The organism is Proteiniphilum sp., assembly GCF_034927365.1.
GTDB lineage: Bacteria > Bacteroidota > Bacteroidia > Bacteroidales > Dysgonomonadaceae > Proteiniphilum.
In genome coordinates, this window is record NZ_JAYFQD010000007.1 from 226,489 (window position 1) to 247,848 (window position 21,360).

Below are 21,360 nucleotides of genomic sequence, written 5' to 3' on the forward strand. Positions count from 1 at the left end.
TTAGTAATTTACAAAGATACGCTCTTTTTGGAGAAATTTCAGAATTTTAATCCTAATTTATCTATTGTTATTTACACTTCGTGCGTTATTCGGCTTCGCCGTTATTTCCCGCTTTGCGGGATGATTCAGTGGTTATTCATTCACTTCGTTCATGTTATTCGATAGTAACAACCGAACAACAACCGAAAATCTACCGAATCACTACCGAATATCACGGGTGTCTGATTCCCGAAATATCCTTCAGGATTGCTCTAATGGTACCAATTTTCAAGGTAGTATCTATAATTACGGGAATACGATTTTTATCATTGGTAAGCGAGGCCTTCAAAGCATCTTTCTGATTTGCGAAAGCCTCATCGAGAATGGTCATCGAGAGATTGATCACTTCATATTTTTCACCATTGTTCGCTTTTAGCGATGAAATACCCTGGTAATTGACATACATATTCACCGATTTTTTTCCGGAAATGAAGCGGATATGGTGTCTGTCGCCCGGTTTCATGCCGGTATAGTCGAGATTGCGGATATAGGGTAATATGGATAGGTAATCGTAGGTACAATGATCGGAATTGATTACCTCATCAAATAACTCTTTTCCGTTCCAGAGACGATAAGCACGTATTTTCACCTTATCCCCCTCGTAGGTATAAGACTGTCTCTCCACCGAATAATCCTTTCCTTCGAAAGCTTCCTTGGTAAACAATAATGGCCGGAGGTTCTTATCAACATACGAGGTAAGTGTATCGTTTACAGTATAAAAGCTACCAGCCAACCCTGATGTATTAAGCATCATCACCATCTTATAGGCGTTTTCACCGCGATAATTGGCTTCGGTCACCGTGAGCGATCCTCTCCCGGCACGTACACCCAAAATACCTCTGTTCAGATATAGATCATATTTTATATCCTCACCACTCGAAAATGCCGTATTGGTCAGTTTACATTGTTGACCACTGACCGGCTTAACGATAAAAAAAGAAAATAGTAAAACAAGAGTAAATATAGTCCTTATATAATTCATAATTGTTATTTTAGGGTTTACGGCGGCAACAATTACTGCATTTACCTCATATCGGCCGGAGTTCCCAGACTCGAACCCGGAGCTGAGTTTGAACTTCCTCTCCTGGAGGAAGAAGAGCCTTGTTGATTCTGTCGTTGCTGCTCCTCTCTCTCCCTATTGGGATCGCGCCGCTTTTTCTCCTGTGGTTTATTGGTAGTTATTTCCAACGGTTTCTGCTCTATCACAGGTGTTGAATGGATGTCCCAGGGTTGGTCCAGGTATCCGTTAGCCCTTATTGGCAATTTACCCGGGAAATAAAACACTTGCTCTGGTTGTCGCCCCTTCTCATAATTACCGGTAGTCCATACACCGTCCCCATTTTCATCGATCACGAGACGCAGGTAAACTTCACCGGGAGGCAGATCCTGAAATCTTGCCTTGTTGCCTTTGACGAAACTTTTCCGAAAAGGTTTATCGCTCTTATCCAGTAACTCCACGAAAACCTGTTCACTTTCAGGCAGTCCGGAGAGGGATAATTCCAGATTCCCATACTGGTCGAGTTTCTTTACAGTAAACGATTGTTCATATTTGTTATTCCAGAGTCCGTAATGGCTGGTAATAGCTGCCGAGTCAATAATCATTTTGTATTTCCCATCGGGCACCCAACGGGGTCGCAGGGCAAACTTACGAGGATTCAACGAGTCAGCCTCCACACGAAAAGGAACCGGTTCGAATAAAGAATCAACGCCGATCAACAGTTGCACATAAGTAGAGTCAAAAGCAATGACAGGCTGTTCAAATTCAATCCGTATGGGATTATACAGTTCGAAGGTCGATTGTATATTGGTCTGCACATTCAGGAAGGTAATTGGTATTTCCTCATCACCTTCTTTTTCCTTATCTTTCTTTTCTTTTTCCTTTTCCTTTTCCTTATTGCCACGATCACGGGCGGTGCGCCTTATGTTAAAACCGACTGTATCTGTGGCGATAAAATTCTGATTGAGCGAGTCGGTACGTATATAATTGATCTGCATTCGGATGGAATCTTGTTGATAGATCAGAGAATCGGTGACCCAAAGCGTGAGGGTATCGTTTTTAGCACTTCTCTCAGCCACATACCAATCATCATCCCTTCTGTCGGGATTGAGCAGGAAGAAAGTCGGTTTCTCGGTAGGCGCAGCAAAGAGGAGAGTGAGTTTATGCGGTTCGTTACGCTCAAGTTTTTGTAGATATTGTCGCTGAAAATCAGATAAGAAAGAGCGCAATACCAGGTTATCGGGGAGAAAACGGGTATAATGGACAGTCTTGATCGTGTCGATGGTAAGGCTATCCTGAAAAACTGTATCCTGTCTTACTGCCGGCATGGTAGAAGGTATAACGATTGAATCCAGGAAAGCAACGTTTTCCAGCGGATTATCATACTTGTAATCCCTGTTCAGATCATTCAGCGCGAACACCCTGTAACTACCGGGTGCCATCCCTCTCACAATAAATTTTCCACGCGAATCGGTCCTGGAAATCCGTTCAAACGGGATACGGGTAAAAGCCGTATCATGATGATTGGAATGAATACCCACAAACATACCCGTGACAGGTTCCAGATTATCCGCAGTAAGCACTCTACCCGCAATGGACAGTGTATCAAGCCGGTCACCGGTAGAAAAAGAGTAGACAAAATTTTCCAACGGGTTGCCTTCGTTATTATCCACGATAGCATCCGTAAAATCAATGGTGTAGGTAGTGTTGGCTAATAGTGTATCTTTGAGTTCTACAATAGCGACTCTTCCAGCCGACCGGATCACCGGCATGTTTTTCTGGGGAGGAGTAATAATTACTTTCTCATTGGACTTCTCGATTTTGATGTTTTCATTGAATTCAATCTCAATCTTCTTCGGATTAGCATTCAATGAGTTAAAAGCTGGGGTAGACTTTTTCACTACCGGTGGATCCACATCATATAACCCTCCGGTAGGTGCAGCAATATTGGCACAGGAGTGGCAAAAGACGGCGACCAGTGTCACAAGAAACAGCCAGGAGAGGAAAGCGAAAAATTTTTGTAACATTATTTCAATAAATGTAGACTATTTGAGTCGCATTCGCTCCTCGATTGTTAATTCTCGCAACGACATAATCCAAGCAAGCTTGCCTTCTGTTCGTATTGCTTAACAAAATAGTTCTCATTGTGTATACTATGCTAATTTCGACACAAATGTACAATGTTTTATGTTGTCTCATACAATTTTTTCATTTTTTAGAATTACAAGGTCCATTAGTTTTCAGCTATCACTCTGCACTTTTTGTTTTTCACTCCCATTTTTCACTCTTCATTATCTCATTTTTCACTCTTCACTAACAGAGTATGTCCAATTCTGCAGAAGAGGCACTTTCGCGTATCACAATAGGCCCTTCGCAACTGGATAAGAGCCTGCGTATCGAACGCATTTCGGGAAATCACTCCTGCCTCCCGGAATTCAGAAACGATGACGTTTCTCTCCGGTTTTAACGACTCCAGCAAATGTATCGCCTTGTCACAATATCCCTCTACAGCTGTTCTTTTCCCGTAGGCGAACAGCACCGGTGCTACACTGTTGATCAACAGTATTTGACGCGATGCGCTTCCAAGTTGTCCTGATGATTCCGGCGATTGTTTTCTGAAGGAGTAATGTGTCTGCCAAAATGGAGAGGGGGATATAAAGAACAATGATATCCAGTCGTCGACTCTCTCCCGTTCAAGGACCAGTGAAAAAAGACGTTCCGAAGATTGGAGTAATGCCGCCAGTTGAGCAATTCGCATTTCGGGGAATGAGTGTGGACGGGTTCTCATCCGCTTAAAAAGGTAACCTTCGAGTGGAGTCAGTGAATACTTTCTCTTCAAAAAACGGTATTCATGCTGCAACTGCAGAAAATAGTCTTCTCCTTCTCCTCGGGTTCTCCCGGTCTGCGCATCCGCTCCATCATCACCGGATCTCCCTGTCTCCCCGTCTCCCCGATCTCTCCTGTCTCCAGGTCCTTCTAATAATCCCGCCTGTCCAAACAGTAGCGCTTCTACCTGAAACAGGTTATCGCCGTGCCGGCGAATATATTTGAATGGCAATGAAAGGGCAAGTCTCTCGAATACATCGCTATTGAGTCCAAACCCGAAGTTACGGGTCAGCAGCACATAAAACACTTCATCCCACGATTCCTTGAAATGTTTCAGATGAGTATAAATATCATTCGTTTTCCTCTCCAACCGTTCAATGGCTAATGTGTTGAGAAAAGAGCGTACCACCACTTCAGGGAGAGAAGGAAGATAGTCGCGGCAGGGAAGGGAACTGTTGCTGTAGATCAGGTAATCGGCATTTTTTCGTATCCTGGCGGGAACTGCCAGCGTGGACTGAGGTATCTGTTGTCCTCTCTGGTTTATTATCATTCTGTTCACATTCTCCGAGAGGTGGAGGATTACTGAGTTGTATGCTTTATCGGTATGATGGCCATGCCGTTCCCATTCATCCGAAGAGCGGTGAATCTCCACATCCCCGGCCCACATCTTATCACCGATTCTAATTTTGGCATTAAAGAAATCGGGGCCGGCATGGAGGTTATGCATTCCCGGATCAATCACCTCTATCCCCTCTCCATCCGTCGTCACGAGTGAATCGTGGGGATAAAGCCTGAACTTCCATATATAATGCAACAGTTCTTCTTTATAGGGCATAGCAATCAGGTTTAAAGCCTAAAGTTACAACCTATTATCTAAATATCCAAACTTTTTTTGCAATAAAAAACACTTTCCCTCCTTCCCACTTTCCCTCCTTCCCACCTATCCACACTTAAATCTCTTTTCCCCTCAAAAAATGCGGAATTTTGACTAATTTTGCCATCTCATTACTCATTCCTCCTGTTTCTCTATGTTATCAACCTACAAAAGGGCTCAAATACAATTACTTATGCAGCGGGAAATCATTCCATCGATCGGCTGCACCGAGCCGGTTGCTGTAGCGCTTTGCACTGCCAAAGCGAGCAGTACCCTCGGAAAAAAGGTCGAGAAAATTGAAGTTTTTCTGAGCGCCAACGTGTTGAAGAACGCGTTGGGTGTAGGAATTCCCGGTACGGGTATGACCGGCCTCCCCATTGCCATCGCATTGGGAGCCCTAACGGGCAATCCGGAAGAAGGGCTTGAGTTACTAAAAGATGTAACACACGAACAAGTGGGGCAAGGGAAGCGTTTTATCGAGGAAGGAAGAATAGAAATTCGCCAACAGGTTGACATTACCGAGAAGCTTTATATCAGGATCTGTTGCAGTGGAGGTGGGGAATCGGCCGTTGCCGTGATTGCCGGCAATCATAACCATTTCTCTTACATAGAGAAAAATGGGGAGGTATTGCTTGATGATCCGATTGAAGAAAATAAAGAGGATAATGCGGGAAGCACCGTACAACTCAACTTCCGTACTGTTTACGAATATGCTGTAGAATCGCCTCTGGAAGAACTCTCCTTCATACTGGAAGCTGCACGCATGAACAGGAGAGCTTCCAGTGAAGCAATGCTCCACAGTTATGGGCACAACGTAGCTGGCAGCCTGAAGAACAGTAAAGGACTTCATATCTTTGGGGACAATTTGCATACCCGCATGATAATCTCCACGGCCGGCGCTTGTGACATGAGGATGGACGGAGGATTGATACCGGTGATGAGCAACTCCGGCAGCGGCAATCAGGGAATAGCCGCCACTATGCCCGTGCTCACCTATGCCGAAAACGAATCATGCAGTGATGAGCAGTTGATCCGTGCATTGACGCTTAGCAGTCTGCTGATCATCTACATCAAGCAACAATTAGGACGGCTTTCCGCCCTTTGCGGGTGTGTGGTAGCCTCCACCGGTTCAAGCTGCGGTATTACTTACCTGATGGGTGGCAGTTATGAACAGATCGTGTATGCGGCAAAAAATATGATCGCAAATATCACAGGTATGATCTGCGACGGCGCCAAGCCAGGATGTGCACTGAAAATCGCCAGCGGGGTATCAACCGCCGCCTTGTCGGCAGTGATGGCGATGGAGAATGAGGTGGTCACCTCCCAGGAAGGAATCGTCGATGAAGATATCGACCGTACTATAGAAAATCTGGCACGCATCGGCAACAGCGGCATGCAAGAAACTGATCAGTTGGTGCTGGATATTATGACAAAGAAGTAAGACAGGTCAACAGATCTGCAAGGTTATTAGATCGAAAGAAAAAATTGCAATCAAAAAGAGAACAGGATTTTCAGACTAAGAAAATCAGTAAATTAGTATGGGATTATGCCCTCCCCGGTATTATAGGGACAATGGTCACAGCCATGTACAACGTGATAGGGCGTATCTTTATCGGGCAGGGAGTGGGCGCGTTGGCCATTTCCGGCTTAGCCATCACATTTCCTGTGATGAATCTTACCGCCTCGCTCGGGATGTTGGTAGGAGCAGGAGGAGCAGCCCGCATTTCCATCAGTCTGGGAAGACAGGACAAGCTGACCGCAGAGAAAATACTCGGCAACTCCCTATCGATCACGGTCATACTCAATGTCATCTTTATCACCCTTTTCCTGATCTATCTTGATCCTATATTGAGAGCATTCGGCGCCAGTGACCTCACTATCCCCTATGCACGCGATTATCTGCAGATTGTCCTGTTGGGAAATCTGTTCGTCAGCCTTTGTTATAACTTCAATGCGATGATGCGTTCTTCCGGTTATCCTAAAAAAGCAATGATCACCATGTTGATCGGCGCCATACTGAATATCATCCTGACGCCCATCTTCCTCTATGGATTCAACCTCGGTATCAAAGGGGTAGCCTGGGCTACGGTGATCTCCATGTTTATCGGCATGTTGTTCGTCATGGATCACTTTACCAGGGGAGCCAGTCTGATTCGGCTCAGGTGGAAGAACTTACGCCTGGACAGGAAGATCGTTGGTTCCATCCTCTCCATAGGGGTTTCACCGTTCAGCATGCAGGTAGCAGCCTCAGGGGTGGCTGTGCTGTTGAACACCTCCCTCTTGCGTTACGGGGGAGATATGGCCATCGGCGCTTATGGTATTATCAACACCGTTATCATGATATTCATGATGATCATTATGGGACTCAACCAGGGGACTCAGCCCATTATCGGCTACAATTATGGGGCACGCGATTTTGCCAGGGTAAAGGAGACCCTCTTTTATTCAATGAAAGTAGCTACGGTAATCACCACCTTCACATTTATTGTCAGTCAGTTCTTCCCGCGTCTCTTCGCTTCAGCCTTCACCTCCGACCCGGAACTGCTTTCGATCACAGAGAGAGGACTCCGGATCACTGTCGCCGCTTTCCCGCTGGTGGGAATACAGATAGTGGCTTCCAGCTTCTTCCAGAGTCTGGGTTATGCCGCCAAATCGATCATCCAGAGCCTGAGCCGGCAGTTGATCTTTCTGGTTCCCTTCATCATCATCTTTCCCCGTCTATGGCAATTAGACGGCATCTGGATCGCTATGCCGGTATCCGATACGCTCTCAGCCATCCTGTCGATTTATCTATTGGTCATACAACTCCGACTGCTGAATAAAATGCAGAAGGAAGACTTTTGCAATTAGGCCAATTTTATGTAGTTTTGCAGAAAAGAGCCAGAATTCAAGAACCAGGATTAAGCTAATGTGCCAATTTATTAATGTGCCAATTGAATTATTAGATCCATTATACGCTGAATAATTGAAAATTGGTGATTCATAATTAGTAACTCGTAATTAGTAATTTAATATAAACAGTATGAAAAAAGTAGTTTTGATTCGCCATGGCGAAAGTGTATGGAATAAAGAGAACCGGTTTACAGGATGGACTGACGTAGACCTCTCCGAAAAGGGGATAGCCGAAGCACATAAGGCAGGTAAGCTGCTAAAGGAAGAAGGCTTCCAATTCGAAAAGGCCTATACTTCTTATCTGAAAAGAGCGGTAAAAACATTAAATGTAGTGCTCGACGAAATGGATCTGGACTGGATCCCGGTAGAAAAAACCTGGCGGTTGAACGAAAAGCATTATGGTATGCTGCAGGGCCTCAACAAGGCGGAAACAGCAGAAAAATATGGTGATGATCAAGTGCTTATCTGGCGCCGTAGTTATGATGTGCCTCCTACTCCGCTTGAAAAGGAAGACGAACGTTCACCGTTCCAGGATCCTCGTTACAAAGGAGTAGACGAAAAGGATCTTCCGCTGACTGAAGCGTTGAAAGATACTGTAGAACGGATCCTTCCTTACTGGAATAACACCATCGTACCGGCAATGAAAGAACTCAATCAGGTGATCGTTGCAGCACACGGGAACAGCCTGCGCGGTATTATCAAGCACTTGAAGAATATCTCCGACGAAAATATCGTCAGCCTGAACCTGCCGACAGCCGTTCCTTATGTCTTCGAATTCGACGATGATATGAATCTGCAAAAGGATTATTTCCTGGGTGACCCGGAAGAGATCAAGAAATTGATGGATGCCGTAGCAAACCAGGGAAAAGCCAAGTAAGCAAACGGAATCAGCACGCCGCACACGGTTGCTTTCGCAATAAACTGAACCGCAGGAAAGGTTGCAAATGAAAATTATCACCGGCAGAAAATGAAAAAAACGGGTGTCGAACTATAATTCGGTGCCCGTTTTAATTTCACTATCAAAACTTAAAGTATTGTTTTCAAATCTTCGGGAGTGATATTCATCGCGATGATTACTCCGTTCTCATCTATTAAGTAATTACGGAACTTTTCATTCAATTTAAAATCCTTATAGATCTCTGAACCGGTTCCGCTCATCTCATAGAATTGAGATATACTCTCCAGCCTATCCAACGTCAGCGTTCTCTCCACTACATTTCTGTTTTCATCGAAAGCAACTGAAATAAATTCAACATCACTATTATTACTTTGCAGATAATTGTAGAGTTGAACATTGTTCGCTCTGGATTGGGCATGGTAAGTGGCCCAAAAATTGACCACTACTTTTTTGCCTTTGTAATCGTACAGGTTATGATAATTACCTTCCGAATCGGTTAAGACAATATCGGGAATCATCTCTCCGGGATAGTAACCTTTGGAAGGCAATGATGTTTTTACCGAACCTGATGATAGCACGAATGCCATCACCCATACAAGGCAAAAGCTCAAGTACTTCATAAAAATTTAGTTTGGTTAGTACTCAGATATAGCTATTGCTTCACGCAGCAGACTAAATCCATTAACTATACAGACTTTTCGCTAAAAGTCTCATTTATAAGGTGACAAAAGTACGACACATTTTTTTATCGGGAAACTATTTCGCCAAAAAATTTATTATCGAATGTTAATTTTAAAATTCCTATAGATATAAAATATTGTATTTAAGATTGTTATATACGATCAAATCCTGGGGTATATATCCACAGACAGGCCATAACAGGTACGCCTTGTGTAAAGAGTATCAACGAATCGGAACCGACTAATGAATCGAGAAGAATGACTCGATTGCCTCTATGGAGGTATCTTTCAGAATTACTTTCTTATCCTTATCCAGCAGATAAAGGGTGGGAAACGCTTTGATATCATACAATTTTTTCGTGGTAATCTCCCGGTTCTTATCATATCCATACACCCATTGTGCGGGTATTGAGGGGCGATCTGCTTTCCACTCTTCCAGATCATTATCGGGGGAAACGGCGAGGACAGTCAGCATGGCGCGTGTGGGGCTGTTCAATGACAAGGCTTCATTCAAGGCTTTCGATCCCTTGAGATAATTCATTGTCTCGGCACAGGTAAGACAACCGGGATTGATAAACATCAACAGCGTGAATTCGCTCTTCAGATCATACATCCGGGATGATTGCCCTGAAGAGACAGTATAAGTGAAATCATTCGCTTTTTGTCCGGGACGGTTCAACCTGGCCATTTCCAGTTGAAAACGGTAACGCGTCCGACCCTCTTCGGTCAATAGAGATGAACGTACCACCTCGTTCAATACCGACAGGTAATAGTCATCGTTCCGAAAAGGAGAATTGGGTTCATACAGATATTTTTCAAACAACTCAATAAAATGGGCATACATGACTGTGTCATTACCCGCCTTCTCTAACGTATATGCAAGAGAGGCACCGGCATTTTCTCCCGGCACATAACTGAGAATATTGATATAATCCACAAAAGCCTGCTCAGTTACTTCGGGTCGCTGGATCAGACTCCGGTTCGTGAAATCGAACCTGTCCCAGTAGTGCATCACCAGGTATTTAGCTCTCTCATCGGGGTCTTCCATCATCTCAGGTATGTGAGGCAATACAAAGGTATCAGTCACAATACCCTGCTCCGTAACTGTATCTTCTACAGGTAGGTCTGTTTGAGTTTTTTTACTCGAAAGACAGGAAAAATTGACCGTCAACAACAACCCACTCAAAAAAATGATTGAAAAAATATGTTTCATTTCTATATCCTCAATTATCACCTCAAAATTACATGATTTTCTTCTTAAAACTGCATAAACAGACAAAAATAACTGGCTGGTGGAAGATGGGTCCCGGAAAAGTTCAAGTGAACTTGGTTGTTTTCTACGCTCAACAGAACCAAAACAAGTTTTGGCTCTGTGCTCGCTTATCGAAAACATCCAGGCAAGCTTGGTTTTTCCCCCGGCTTTCCTTATATTTGCATTCAAATTGGTTGATATTGTTATGGACACATTTGTTGTTTCCGCGCGAAAATACAGGCCTTCTACCTTCAAGTCGGTGGTGGGACAAGAAGCCCTTACCACCACGCTGAAGAATGCGATTGCCGGTAATAAGCTGGCACACGCCTACCTTTTCAGCGGTCCAAGGGGAGTAGGAAAGACTACCTGTGCCCGCATTTTCGCCAAGACAATCAATTGCCTCAACCCTGCCGGCGACCATGAGGCGTGCAACCGATGCGAGTCGTGTGTGGCGTTCAACGAACAGCGCTCCTATAATATCCACGAGTTAGATGCTGCTTCCAATAACGGTGTGGACGATATCCGCAATCTGATCGACCAGGTGCGTGTACCACCACAGATAGGAAGATATAAGGTCTATATCATCGACGAGGTACACATGCTCTCCCAGGCAGCTTTCAACTCTTTCCTGAAAACGCTGGAAGAGCCTCCGGCACACGCTATCTTTATCCTCGCTACCACCGAGAAACAGAAGATCATCCCTACGATCCTGTCGCGTTGCCAGGTATATGATTTCAACCGTATCACCATCACCGATACAGTTGCACACCTGCAATATGTAGCCGACAAAGAGGGGGTGAAGACGGAGCCCGAAGCATTGAACATCATTGCGCAAAAAGCGGACGGAGGGATGCGTGACGCCCTCTCCATCTTCGACCAGACAGTAAGTTACACCGGAGGAAATATCACCTACCAGGCCGTCATTGAAAACCTGAATGTACTCGATTATGAATATTATTTCAGGCTGTCTGATGCCATACTCGACGGCAACGTGGTGGAATGCCTGCTGATATTGAACGACATTCTCAACAGGGGATTTGAAGGTCAATACATCATCAGTGGTATCTCCAACCATTTCCGCGACCTGTTGGTGTGTAAGGATGCTGCAACCGCACAGCTTTTCCAGGTAGGAGCATCCATCCGTGAACGGTATATCACGATGGCCCAAAAGTGCAGTAACCAATTCCTCTATCAGGCCATCGAGATCTCAAATGAATGCGATCTCAATTATCGGCTTAGTAAGAACAAACGACTTCTGATTGAGCTGATGCTGATACGGCTGTGCCAACTGTCAGGCCAGGATGGCACCTCGACTCCGAAAACGGGAAAAAAAAGAACTATTGAGCCTATAGTAACGGGTGAGAAACCGGCGCAGCAACCGGTGAGAGAGTCTCCTCAACAAGGACGGCAACAGCCTTCTCAACAACCGGTACAACAGGGAATACAACAATCTTTACAAAAAGCCATTCCTCTACCAAACCAAACCGAAAATCTGGTAGGAGAAAGTGAAGCCGGTTATCAAAAAGAAAACAGAACCGATCCTTCCGTAAGCAACCAGCAAAAACCGACGACAAGTGATATACCAGCACCGGCAGAAAACAACCTGCAGGAACCGGTGTCGAACAACATTCGTAAGTCGCCTGAAACTGCTGCATCACTGAAAAAGAAAACAGTATCCCTCTCGGGGATGGGCGTATCACTCTCTTCCCTCACAAATAAGAAAGAGGAAGATACCTCTGCCACCGGATCCGACACGCAGCAACACAACGGGAATAACCACTTCTCGGAGGAGGAGCTGATACAAGCCTGGAAGGAATTTGCCAACAACCTCGATGAAGAGAAACTTCTCAAGAACACGATGACGCTCTATCGGCCCAGGATGTTGAGCAACACCCTGTTCGAAGTGGAAGTAAACACGGAACTCAACAAACAATATCTCACCGACCATAGCACCACCCTCCTCCCTTTCCTGAGGGAGAAACTAGGGAACGGCGACATCACTATGACCATCAGGATCGCGGAGGTGAATGCCATCAGGAAACCACTGACTTCCCGTGAGATATTCGACGAGATGGTACAACAGAATCCTTCGCTTCAAAAACTCTCTGATGAGTTCGGACTGGAATTGAGTTAACAGCAGTATTATCATCCCTCCGCTTTTCCTCTCTGTAAGTCCAACTCCCGACAAGCCCAAACCGAAGAGATCTAAAAGATATCTTACGATGAAAATTATTCTCTCCCTTTTTTCGATCCTTTGCTTTTTTTGTTCCTGCACGCAGTACCAAAAGGACAAACAACCCTTAACAGGCACTATAGACACGATACTGCTGTCCGGCACACCCCAGATGCCGGAACTACCGCATCAACACAACGATACCATTACCGATGCCGACTATAGTTTTGAAGAGGCTATTGCCGGCACCAAAGCACCCCAAAGTATCATCGATCAGTTAGAGCTTTTCGATGTGGTTTATCTCTCCACCGACCAGAAGATACATCGCGGTCAGATCCTTTCCAACAAAACAATAGCAGAGGATATCAGGACAATTTTCCGGTTTATGCTCGAAAAGGAATTCGTGATTGAAAAGGCAATCCCCATTGTGAAGTACAACTGGAGCGACAGCCTCTCGATGGACGATAACAACAGTTACAGCTTCTGCTACCGCGACATCACCTACTCCAAACATGCGACCGGCATGGCTATCGATATCAACCCCCGTTTCAACCCACTACGCTGGAAAACGGGGAACCGGCCCAATAAACCCGAGGGAGCAGTACTCGACCCCACCATCAACGGCACCCTTTATCCCGGCCACCCGGTAGTGGAAGAATTCCGACGACTCGGTTTCCGCTGGGGCCACTCCTTCACGAAGTTTTACGATGATCATCATTTTGAAAAAAGTGGAAAGGTGGGATAGTGGGATGGTGGGAAGGTTGATGCGTATTTATTTATTTTTCAGTGATTTGATGAGGCCCGTCAACATTGCTCTTATATGTTTTATCTCTTCAATAGGTATTCTTTCTTCCTCGATAAAATTTAATCTTGCTGCTAAATCCAATTGGGTTTCTACTTCTGATAAAGAACCGTTTGCGATGTAAAGAAACTGGATAAATTCTTTGGTAGAGTTCCTTGAAAAACCTTCTGCAATATTAGATGGTATAGAGATAACTGCACGTTTAAGTTGAGCACTCAATCCGTAAATTTCAGATGCAGGGAAAGAGTGTGCAAGTCTATATATTTCTTCACACAAATCCATAGATTTCTGCCAAACAATTAACTCTTTAAAACTTTTCAAAGCCATAATGTATCCATTTAAATATTAGCACTTCCCAATCCACCTTCCCACTCTCCCACCTTCCCACTCTCCCACCTTCCCACACATCCACTCACAGCGCCCAATTCTCCCGGTCCAGATTGCGGTAATTAATCGCCTCGGCAAGGTGGAGCGGCTTCACCTGATCGCTCCCATCGAGATCGGCAATGGTACGGGATACTTTGAGTATGCGGTCGTAGGCGCGGGCGGAGAGGTTAAGTCTTTCCATGGCTGCTCTCAGCAAATTCAATCCGGTTGGATCGGGGGAGGCATATTCGTGTAGCATCCTGCCACTCATCTGCGCGTTACAGAAGATACCCTCCCTGCCTCTGAAGCGGTGCAACTGTCTCTCCCGCGCTTTCACCACTCTTTTACAGATGTCGGCGCTCTGTTCTGCTGACTTGACGTCGGAGATCTTTTCGAATGGGACCGGCACAATCTCTATCTGTATATCGATACGGTCGAGGAGAGGTCCGGAGATCCTGTTAAGGTATTTTTGCACCGCTCCGGGTGGACATACGCACTCTTTAGTGGGATGGTTATGGTATCCACAGGGGCAAGGATTCATCGCCGCGACCATCATAAATCCTGCCGGATAATCCACCGAAAATTTTGCACGGGAGATAGTGATCCTGCGATCTTCCAGCGGCTGGCGCATCACTTCGAGCACATTCCTGCTAAATTCGGGAAGTTCATCGAGGAACAACACTCCGTTATGTGCCAAGCTTATCTCTCCCGGCTGGGGATAAGAACCACCTCCTACCATCGCCACATCGCTGATGGTATGGTGTGGCGACCGGAATGGGCGGCTGGTCATGATAGACCGGCACAAGTCAGTCTTTCCCGCCACACTGTGTATCTTGGTCGTTTCTAGCGCCTCCTCCAAAGAGAAAGGGGGCAGAATGGAAGGCATCCTTTTGGCCATCATCGACTTACCTGAGCCGGGAGGACCTATCATAATAACATTATGCCCTCCGGCAGCAGCCACCTCCAGAGCACGTTTCACATTTTCCTGTCCCTTCACCTCTGAGAAATCGAATTCGAAGGCGGCGCGTCCCTCCCGGAATTCCCGTTGAAGATCTACTTTTGTAGGCTGCAGTTTTTGCTTGCCGTTAAAGAAAGCAACTACCTCACTGATATTGTTCACTCCATAGACTTCCAAACCATCTACCACAGCAGCTTCCCGGGCATTCGCGATGGGCAGGATAAAACCCTTGAATCCATTTTTCTTTGCCATTAAGGCGATGGGAAGCGCCCCCTTTAACGGCAGGATTGTACCGTCGAGCGACAACTCACCCATCATCAGGAAGTCGCCCAACACGGAGGAAGAGACGGCACCGGATGCAGCGAGGATACCCACTGCAAGCGGCAGGTCATAAGCAGAACCCTCCTTCCGGATATCGGCAGGAGACATATTGATGACAATTTGTTGGCGTGGAAATTTCAGCCCGTTCACTTCAATGGCCGAGACAATACGTTCATGGCTTTCCTTGACCGAGGTATCGGGCAGGCCTACCAGCATAAACCGGATCCCTCTCGAACAGTTAACTTCAATGGTAATGAGCGTTGCATCGATACCTTGCACAGCCGCTCCAAATAATTTGACCAGCATGATACCAAGTATTTGTCTTACACTTAATCTTCGGTAGAATTTCCGATCGCTTTCACCACTCCCTGCGCAGGAATATTGCGTACTTTGATATGTCCGGCAGGATCAATCAGAATATTAAAAGGAACATATTGCACATTATACGAGTCAACGATGTCCGATCCCCATCCTCTCTTTTCAGGAACCACCTTCCAGGGAATAGAATCATTCTCCATATATTCCACCGGGTAAATATCGGAATCGATATAGACAGTAAGGAACTCTACACTATCCTTATCAACTTTCTGGTAAGCTTCTTTTAGCAGATCGATTGTCTCGCGGGACTCGATCCCGGCTGTAGAAACGAAAGAGAGCACCAGATATTTTCCATTAAAATTATGTGAATAAATGTCTTTTTCATCCTTATCCTTAAGCATGAAATAGGGAATCTGTTCACCTTCTGCCGACCGTTTGATTTTTTCGGAGTATGATTTCAAACGGGATGCAAACCGGGTATTAGTTACATCCTCATCCATATAATCCAACACCCGTTCCAATGCCTGGGGATTATCACTGTTCATAAAGAAATTGTTGATCATGACCAGACTGGAGAATTGGCCCGGATTCTTCTTTATGAATTCTTCCGCTTGCAATATCAACTCATGATCGAGCAGTTGTAACTTGGCAATCTCATCATGCCGGGTCATCGACTTATTGTTGGCCGTATCAGACTGGCTTTCCATGCTCAGGTTAAACAACAGCTGTCCCCGTTGTGTCAGCAGTTCGCGGTTCTCCTGCTTGAACAAGGTCAGATCGTTGTTGATCTCGTTTCCATGCACTTCAATAAGGTCGGGTAACAACGCATCCCCCTTCACTTTCAGAATCTGACCCTTATCGGCGAAGACCACCGCAGCGCTCTCGTAATTATTCAGATAGAGTGTAAAAGTAGTGAGTGTATCGATACGATTTCTGTAATTGAATTTCCCTTTTATATCCACATCTACCGTATCAATGGCAAGCGTATCTGCAGAAATCCAGGTAACCAGGATTGAAGGATTCTTCAAATTCGAAATCTCTCCCCTGATTATGACTCCTTCTTTATCCTTACATGATATGACGGAACACAAAAGAATCAAACAAACAACTATCTTACAGAACCTTACCATATACAAACCTCTTTTCCAGCATCCTTTTTCCGATTATTTCGCGCTTTCGTTTATTACCTAATAAATAATCATAATTTCCTCGGAAGGGCAAAGATATTCTATTTTTTTAATTATTCAATGATTTTCACATCTATTTAACTATATTTCTTTTTCAACAAAGGAAGTACTCCTCTGGAGTTGGCCCTCTTCTTACGGTTTCTTACTATCAGAAATGAAAAAAAATAGTTAGCTTTGCAGGGTGGACAGTGGATAGGTGGACAGGTGTGGATTGGTGGACTAGTGGACAGGTGCTTAATAGTTTATTTTTTACGGAATGTTTTTCTCAATTGTAATCCCGCTCTATAACCGCCCCGATGAGGTGGACGAACTTCTGGCGAGCCTCTGCGAGCAGACAGACAAACGGTTTGAAGTAGTGATTGCTGAGGATGGATCCTCCCGGAAAAGCGACGTCGTGGTGGAAAAATATCGCGACAGGCTCGACCTCACCTACTTTGAGAAGCCCAATTCCGGTCCCGGCCTCACCAGGAATGCCGGCGTTGCCCACGCTAAATATGACTACCTTATATTCTTCGATTCCGACTGTATCATCCCACCGGATTATATAAAGACTGTCTCACTGTCGCTTGAAGGGTGTTATGCGGATGCCTATGGAGGGCCGGACGCGGCGCTACCAACTTTTACCACGATACAGAAAGCGATCAACTATTCGATGACCTCTTTCTTCACCACGGGTGGTATCCGCGGCGGTAAAAGATCGATGGAGAAATTCAATCCGCGGAGTTTCAACCTGGGTGTATCGAAGAAAGCATTTGAGGCGATTGGAGGGTATGGAACCATGCGATTCGGAGAGGATATCGATCTCAGTCTGAGGCTGCAGGCAAACGGCTTCCGGACGGCACTTATCCCTAAGGCATATGTCTATCATAAACGGAGGAGCACCTTTACCCAATTCTTCAAGCAGGTCTACAATTCGGGGATCGCGCGCATCAATCTTCACCTTGCTCATCCCGGATCATTAAAAATAGTACATTTGTTACCCGCCTCCTTTGTTGTAGGGATGATAATCGTTCTCGTTCTTTCTCTTCTGAATCCTATATTCCTGCTTATCCCTCTGCTATATTCGCTATTGGTCTTTATCGATTCACTGTCAAAAAATAGGTCGGCAAAAGTGGCATTTTACAGCGTTGCCGCGGCATGGATACAACTGACGGGCTATGGAACAGGATTCCTTTCAGCGGTCTGGAAACGGCTGATACTAAGGAAAGAAGAATTCAAGGCGTTCGAAAAAAAATTCTACGATTAGATCTTCTGCCCGTAAGCGAGATCGCCGGCATCACCGATACCCGGTACAATATAGGACGATTCGTTCAAATCGGGATCGATGGCGGCAGCCCAGATCGTCGTCTTCTCTTCGGGGAAATTAACTTTACAGTAATCGATCGCCTGCCGACTGGCAATAATCGTGACGATGTGGATATGCGCCGGAGCACCTCTGGTGAGTAGTGCCCTGTAAGTCAAATCCATGCTGCTTCCTGTAGCCAACATCGGATCGGAGAGGATCAACGTCTTTCCTTCTATAGAGGGTGACGCGATATATTCGATATGGATGTCGAAGGATTGATGGCCGGTTTCTTTGTATTTCCTGTATGCCGAAACGAAAGCATTTTCCGCCCCGTCAAAATAGTTGAGGATACCGTGATGGAACGGGAGGCCTGCCCTGAGAATGGTGGCAATCACCACATCCTCATCCGGAATATTCACTTTAACCTTGTCGAGTGGCGTATCCACTTCAATTGTCTTATAACGGAAGCCTTTGCTAATCTCATAAGCCATGATTTCACCGATACGTTCTATATTTCTACGAAACCGGAGCCGGTCGTTTTGAATGGTGATATCCCTTATTTCACGGATAAAAGAGTTAAGCAGGGAATTATTGTCCGAAAAGTTATTTACTTCCATTTTTGTAAATCAGTTTTATCGTCTTCAGTTGAACATGAAGTGAAACAAATATCACTTTCAACTGGCTGAACGAAGTAATTATTTCCGGAAAACAAAGGTAATGATTTTCTGCACTTAGCTAAACTTTTGCCATGATTTTTTTGTTCAAATAAGGATGTGCGGAAAAAAACAGACTATTAAAGAAAAATTTCTTTAATTATTTTACTGTTTGAAAGAATTTGTCTACTTTTGTATGCCTGTTTTAGGTTGAGCCACATGCAAGTGTTATAAAAATCATAATAATAAACCCAAATTTTATCAAGATGGCAAATTTAGATTTAAGCAAGTATGGCATTACGGGCGATTTCGAGATCGTTCATAATCCTTCCTACGAGACGCTTTACCAGGATGAAATGAATCCTGCCAACGAAGGTTTCGAAAGAGCTAAATTAACAAAGAGCGGTGCAACAGCCGTTTACACCGGCAAGTTTACCGGCCGTTCTCCCAAAGATAAATTCATCGTTGAAGATGACATCACCAGAGACACGCTGTGGTGGGATGGTACTATCAATCGTCCCTGTACCCGCGAAGCGTTTGACTATTGCAAGGGATTGGTAGCCAACCATCTTTCCAAAGCAACTAAATTGTACGTGGTTGATACTTTCTGCGGCACCAATGCCGACACTCGTATGAAAGTACGTTTCGTGATGGAAGTAGCATGGCAGGCTCACTTCGTGACCAACATGTTCATCCGTCCGTCACACTATGAACTGGCCAACTATGGAGAACCCGATTTCGTATGTCTCAACGGTTCCAAAATAACCAACGACAAATGGAAAGAACAAGGCCTGAACTCAGAAAACTTCACCCTGTTCGATCTTACCCAGAGAATGCAGGTGATCGGTGGTACCTGGTATGGTGGCGAAATGAAAAAAGGTATCTTCGCCCTGATGAATTACTACCTGCCGTTGAGAGGCGTTGCTTCGATGCACTGCTCTGCCAACGTAGGAGAAGAGGGTGATGTAGCTATCTTCTTCGGTCTCTCCGGTACAGGAAAAACTACTCTTTCTGCCGACCCGAAACGTTTCCTGATCGGTGACGACGAACACGGATGGGATGAGCACGGCGTATTCAACTACGAAGGTGGTTGCTATGCAAAGGTGATCAACCTGAGTGAAAAGAACGAGCCGGACATCTGGCGTGCTATCCGTCGCGATGCATTGCTGGAAAACGTAACTGTGGACGATGAAGGTAATATTGACTACGCCGACGGTTCTACTACCGAGAACACCCGCGTATCCTATCCTATCTACCACATCAGCAAGATCGTTCTTCCCTCACGTGCAGGCCACGCCAACAAGATCATCTACCTGTCGGCTGACGCATTCGGCGTATTGCCTCCGGTATCTATCCTCGATGACAATCAGGCACAGTATCACTTCCTCTGCGGATTTACTTCCAAGCTGGCAGGTACAGAGCGTGGTATCACCGAACCACAGCCTTCATTCTCACCCGCATTCGGAGAAGCGTTCCTCACGCTGCACCCCACTATGTACGCACAACGTCTGGTTGAAAAGATGAATCAACATAACGCCAAAGCATACCTGGTAAATACCGGTTGGAACGGAACCGGCAAACGTATCTCTCTGAAAGATACACGTGCTATCATCGATGCTATCATTGACGGTTCTATCGAAAAGGCTGAAAAGATCCATGTACCTATCATGAACCTGACGGCTCCCGCTCAACTGGAAGGTGTTTCCGACATTCTCGATCCGCGTAACACTTATGCCGACAAGAGCGAATGGGAAGCTAAAGCCAAGAAACTGGCCGGTATGTATATTGAAAACTTCAAGCAATATTGCGACAACGATGCAGCTATTGCATTGATCCCCTCAGGACCGCAATTAGACTAACAGGTTAAGACCTGCTTAACGAAAACGTTAAGTATCATCCATAAAAAACCCGCTTCGCAGATGTGAAGCGGGTTTTTATTTTTTTTCGGTTTGTGTCTAATCGTTCTCTGCCAGCACCATCGGGCGTACCCGGCGGCAAGTTTTACTTCTCCAGCACCATGATCTCCACTTTCCTGAAATCAATTGGATGCCCTTCGCTCTGAAGAGAGATCGTACCTTTACTTAGCATCTTATCTCCACCGTTCAGGCCAATCAGTTTGGCATATGTACCATCCCTTTCGTCCAGTTGCGGTTGTGAATATTGTAAGACAGTATCACCGTTAATGATATGTCGGATCACCTCGTTACCCCTCACTTCCACTTCCGCGGTATACCAATCTTCACCGTAAAAATAACCGGTAGAGGAGTTGATACAATGATCCAGTACCAGTTTGCCATCCATCACGATATTGGTTCCGGGAGTACAGACATTCATATTGGTACGTTGTACGGTCGAATCACTGCCGAGCAACTGCACTTCAATGGAAGTGGGAAAATCCTGGCCTTTCTCCATCGATTCGGGCGTCTGGCCATGTACCATGATGCCGCTATTCTTATATGCCCAACCGGGTGCACCGGGGCACTGCTCGCCCACAATACGGTACTCCACTCGAAGCTTGTAATGCGAGAACTGATCCTTGTAGAAAAGGTGTCCGAAACGGTCATCGAAGGATTCATATCCACCGTCGTAACGTACCTTGATCATGCCATCCTCTACACGGAACGTATTTCCATAATTATCACCCGCATCATAGCCGGTAATTTTAGGTGTCCACCCTGTCAGGTCTATACCGTTAAAAAGTTGTACCCATTCTGCTTCGGATGTTTTTTTCGTGGTGCAGGAAGCCAAAAGAGCGGCAGACAAAACAGCCAGCAAGATAAAAAGATTGTTATACCTCATGATTATGTGCTATTTAAATTTGATAATAAAAAAGCAAAGA

General features: G+C 45.3%; 17 protein-coding genes. 7 read left to right on the forward strand and 10 right to left on the reverse strand.

What is annotated here, in order from left to right; translation table 11 throughout:
• Positions 1-211: 211 nt before the first annotated feature.
• The 3 genes from VB073_RS04530 to VB073_RS04540 all read right to left on the reverse strand — a co-directional run bounded on the left by VB073_RS04530 (position 212) and on the right by VB073_RS04540 (position 4,697).
• Positions 212-1,021 carry a DUF3108 domain-containing protein gene (locus VB073_RS04530; protein WP_323402955.1) on the reverse strand — a complete coding sequence of 270 codons (810 nt, stop codon included), beginning with the start codon at positions 1,019-1,021 and terminating at the stop codon, positions 212-214.
• 41 nt (positions 1,022-1,062) lie between these two features.
• Positions 1,063-3,063: an Ig-like domain-containing protein gene (locus VB073_RS04535; protein ID WP_323402956.1), complete on the reverse strand. Its 2,001-nt coding sequence runs from the start codon at positions 3,061-3,063 to the stop codon at positions 1,063-1,065.
• 269 nt (positions 3,064-3,332) lie between these two features.
• Complete coding sequence (locus VB073_RS04540) at positions 3,333-4,697, reverse strand: DUF2851 family protein (RefSeq protein ID WP_323402957.1); 1,365 nt, start codon at positions 4,695-4,697, stop codon at positions 3,333-3,335.
• Positions 4,698-4,890: 193 nt separating this feature from the next.
• On the opposite strand from VB073_RS04540, the gene VB073_RS04545 reads away from it, so the two are divergent.
• The 3 genes from VB073_RS04545 to gpmA all read left to right on the forward strand — a co-directional run bounded on the left by VB073_RS04545 (position 4,891) and on the right by gpmA (position 8,505).
• Positions 4,891-6,177, forward strand: a complete 1,287-nt coding sequence (locus tag VB073_RS04545) for a serine dehydratase subunit alpha family protein (RefSeq protein WP_323402958.1) — start codon at positions 4,891-4,893, stop codon at positions 6,175-6,177.
• A 44-nt stretch (positions 6,178-6,221) separates the two neighbouring features.
• On the forward strand, positions 6,222-7,586 hold the full coding sequence (locus VB073_RS04550) for an MATE family efflux transporter (protein WP_323402959.1): 1,365 nt from the start codon (positions 6,222-6,224) through the stop codon (positions 7,584-7,586).
• 172 nt (positions 7,587-7,758) lie between these two features.
• Positions 7,759-8,505, forward strand: coding sequence for a 2,3-diphosphoglycerate-dependent phosphoglycerate mutase (gene gpmA / locus VB073_RS04555; RefSeq protein ID WP_323402960.1), 747 nt, complete (start codon positions 7,759-7,761; stop codon positions 8,503-8,505).
• Positions 8,506-8,654: 149 nt separating this feature from the next.
• Here the strand turns inward: gpmA and VB073_RS04560 are convergent, their stop codons facing one another.
• Together VB073_RS04560 and VB073_RS04565 are read right to left on the reverse strand one after the other, a co-directional pair.
• Entirely contained in the window at positions 8,655-9,146 is a 492-nt protein-coding gene (locus VB073_RS04560; RefSeq protein WP_323402961.1) for a TlpA disulfide reductase family protein, read from the reverse strand.
• Positions 9,147-9,447: 301 nt separating this feature from the next.
• Positions 9,448-10,419, reverse strand: a complete 972-nt coding sequence (locus tag VB073_RS04565) for a DUF5106 domain-containing protein (protein ID WP_323402962.1) — start codon at positions 10,417-10,419, stop codon at positions 9,448-9,450.
• Between the two features lie 244 nt (positions 10,420-10,663).
• Between VB073_RS04565 and VB073_RS04570 the strand changes: the two genes are divergently transcribed.
• Positions 10,664-12,592 carry a DNA polymerase III subunit gamma/tau gene (locus VB073_RS04570; RefSeq protein WP_323402963.1) on the forward strand — a complete coding sequence of 643 codons (1,929 nt, stop codon included), beginning with the start codon at positions 10,664-10,666 and terminating at the stop codon, positions 12,590-12,592.
• A gap of 88 nt (positions 12,593-12,680) precedes the next feature.
• Positions 12,681-13,376 carry a M15 family metallopeptidase gene (locus VB073_RS04575; RefSeq protein ID WP_323402964.1) on the forward strand — a complete coding sequence of 232 codons (696 nt, stop codon included), beginning with the start codon at positions 12,681-12,683 and terminating at the stop codon, positions 13,374-13,376.
• A 27-nt stretch (positions 13,377-13,403) separates the two neighbouring features.
• On the opposite strand, the gene VB073_RS04580 is transcribed toward VB073_RS04575, so the two are convergent.
• The 3 genes from VB073_RS04580 to VB073_RS04590 form a co-directional block, all read right to left on the reverse strand.
• A complete protein-coding gene (locus VB073_RS04580) occupies positions 13,404-13,760 on the reverse strand; it encodes a four helix bundle protein (RefSeq protein ID WP_323402965.1) in 357 nt (118 codons plus the stop codon).
• An 85-nt stretch (positions 13,761-13,845) separates the two neighbouring features.
• The gene (locus tag VB073_RS04585) at positions 13,846-15,384 is read right to left on the reverse strand and encodes a YifB family Mg chelatase-like AAA ATPase (RefSeq protein ID WP_323402966.1); all 1,539 of its coding nucleotides are present in this window, start codon (positions 15,382-15,384) and stop codon (positions 13,846-13,848) included.
• Positions 15,385-15,407: 23 nt separating this feature from the next.
• Positions 15,408-16,526: a thioredoxin-like domain-containing protein gene (locus tag VB073_RS04590; protein WP_323402967.1), complete on the reverse strand. Its 1,119-nt coding sequence runs from the start codon at positions 16,524-16,526 to the stop codon at positions 15,408-15,410.
• 313 nt (positions 16,527-16,839) lie between these two features.
• Between VB073_RS04590 and VB073_RS04595 the strand changes: the two genes are divergently transcribed.
• Complete coding sequence (locus VB073_RS04595) at positions 16,840-17,829, forward strand: glycosyltransferase (RefSeq protein ID WP_323402968.1); 990 nt, start codon at positions 16,840-16,842, stop codon at positions 17,827-17,829.
• Here VB073_RS04595 and upp read toward each other — a convergent pair.
• The gene (gene upp / locus VB073_RS04600; RefSeq protein ID WP_323402969.1) at positions 17,826-18,485 is read right to left on the reverse strand and encodes a uracil phosphoribosyltransferase; all 660 of its coding nucleotides are present in this window, start codon (positions 18,483-18,485) and stop codon (positions 17,826-17,828) included. The genes VB073_RS04595 and upp overlap by 4 nt on opposite strands.
• Before the next feature lie 302 nt (positions 18,486-18,787).
• Between upp and pckA the strand changes: the two genes are divergently transcribed.
• A complete protein-coding gene (gene pckA / locus VB073_RS04605; RefSeq protein WP_323402970.1) occupies positions 18,788-20,380 on the forward strand; it encodes a phosphoenolpyruvate carboxykinase (ATP) in 1,593 nt (530 codons plus the stop codon).
• 142 nt (positions 20,381-20,522) lie between these two features.
• Here the strand turns inward: pckA and VB073_RS04610 are convergent, their stop codons facing one another.
• Positions 20,523-21,320: a DUF1080 domain-containing protein gene (locus tag VB073_RS04610; RefSeq protein WP_323402971.1), complete on the reverse strand. Its 798-nt coding sequence runs from the start codon at positions 21,318-21,320 to the stop codon at positions 20,523-20,525.
• Between the last annotated feature and the right edge of the window lie 40 nt (positions 21,321-21,360).

Coding starts and splice junctions, on each gene's coding strand:
- VB073_RS04530 (WP_323402955.1), bottom strand. CDS start 1,021: ATGAATTATATAAGGACTATATTTACTCTTGTTTTACTATTTTCTTTT.
- VB073_RS04535 (WP_323402956.1), bottom strand. CDS start 3,063: ATGTTACAAAAATTTTTCGCTTTCCTCTCCTGGCTGTTTCTTGTGACA.
- VB073_RS04540 (WP_323402957.1), bottom strand. CDS start 4,697: ATGCCCTATAAAGAAGAACTGTTGCATTATATATGGAAGTTCAGGCTT.
- VB073_RS04545 (WP_323402958.1), top strand. CDS start 4,891: ATGTTATCAACCTACAAAAGGGCTCAAATACAATTACTTATGCAGCGG.
- gpmA (WP_323402960.1), top strand. CDS start 7,759: ATGAAAAAAGTAGTTTTGATTCGCCATGGCGAAAGTGTATGGAATAAA.
- VB073_RS04560 (WP_323402961.1), bottom strand. CDS start 9,146: ATGAAGTACTTGAGCTTTTGCCTTGTATGGGTGATGGCATTCGTGCTA.
- VB073_RS04565 (WP_323402962.1), bottom strand. CDS start 10,419: ATGAAACATATTTTTTCAATCATTTTTTTGAGTGGGTTGTTGTTGACG.
- VB073_RS04570 (WP_323402963.1), top strand. CDS start 10,664: ATGGACACATTTGTTGTTTCCGCGCGAAAATACAGGCCTTCTACCTTC.
- VB073_RS04575 (WP_323402964.1), top strand. CDS start 12,681: ATGAAAATTATTCTCTCCCTTTTTTCGATCCTTTGCTTTTTTTGTTCC.
- VB073_RS04580 (WP_323402965.1), bottom strand. CDS start 13,760: ATGGCTTTGAAAAGTTTTAAAGAGTTAATTGTTTGGCAGAAATCTATG.
- VB073_RS04585 (WP_323402966.1), bottom strand. CDS start 15,384: ATGCTGGTCAAATTATTTGGAGCGGCTGTGCAAGGTATCGATGCAACG.
- VB073_RS04590 (WP_323402967.1), bottom strand. CDS start 16,526: ATGGTAAGGTTCTGTAAGATAGTTGTTTGTTTGATTCTTTTGTGTTCC.
- VB073_RS04595 (WP_323402968.1), top strand. CDS start 16,840: ATGTTTTTCTCAATTGTAATCCCGCTCTATAACCGCCCCGATGAGGTG.
- upp (WP_323402969.1), bottom strand. CDS start 18,485: ATGGAAGTAAATAACTTTTCGGACAATAATTCCCTGCTTAACTCTTTT.
- pckA (WP_323402970.1), top strand. CDS start 18,788: ATGGCAAATTTAGATTTAAGCAAGTATGGCATTACGGGCGATTTCGAG.
- VB073_RS04610 (WP_323402971.1), bottom strand. CDS start 21,320: ATGAGGTATAACAATCTTTTTATCTTGCTGGCTGTTTTGTCTGCCGCT.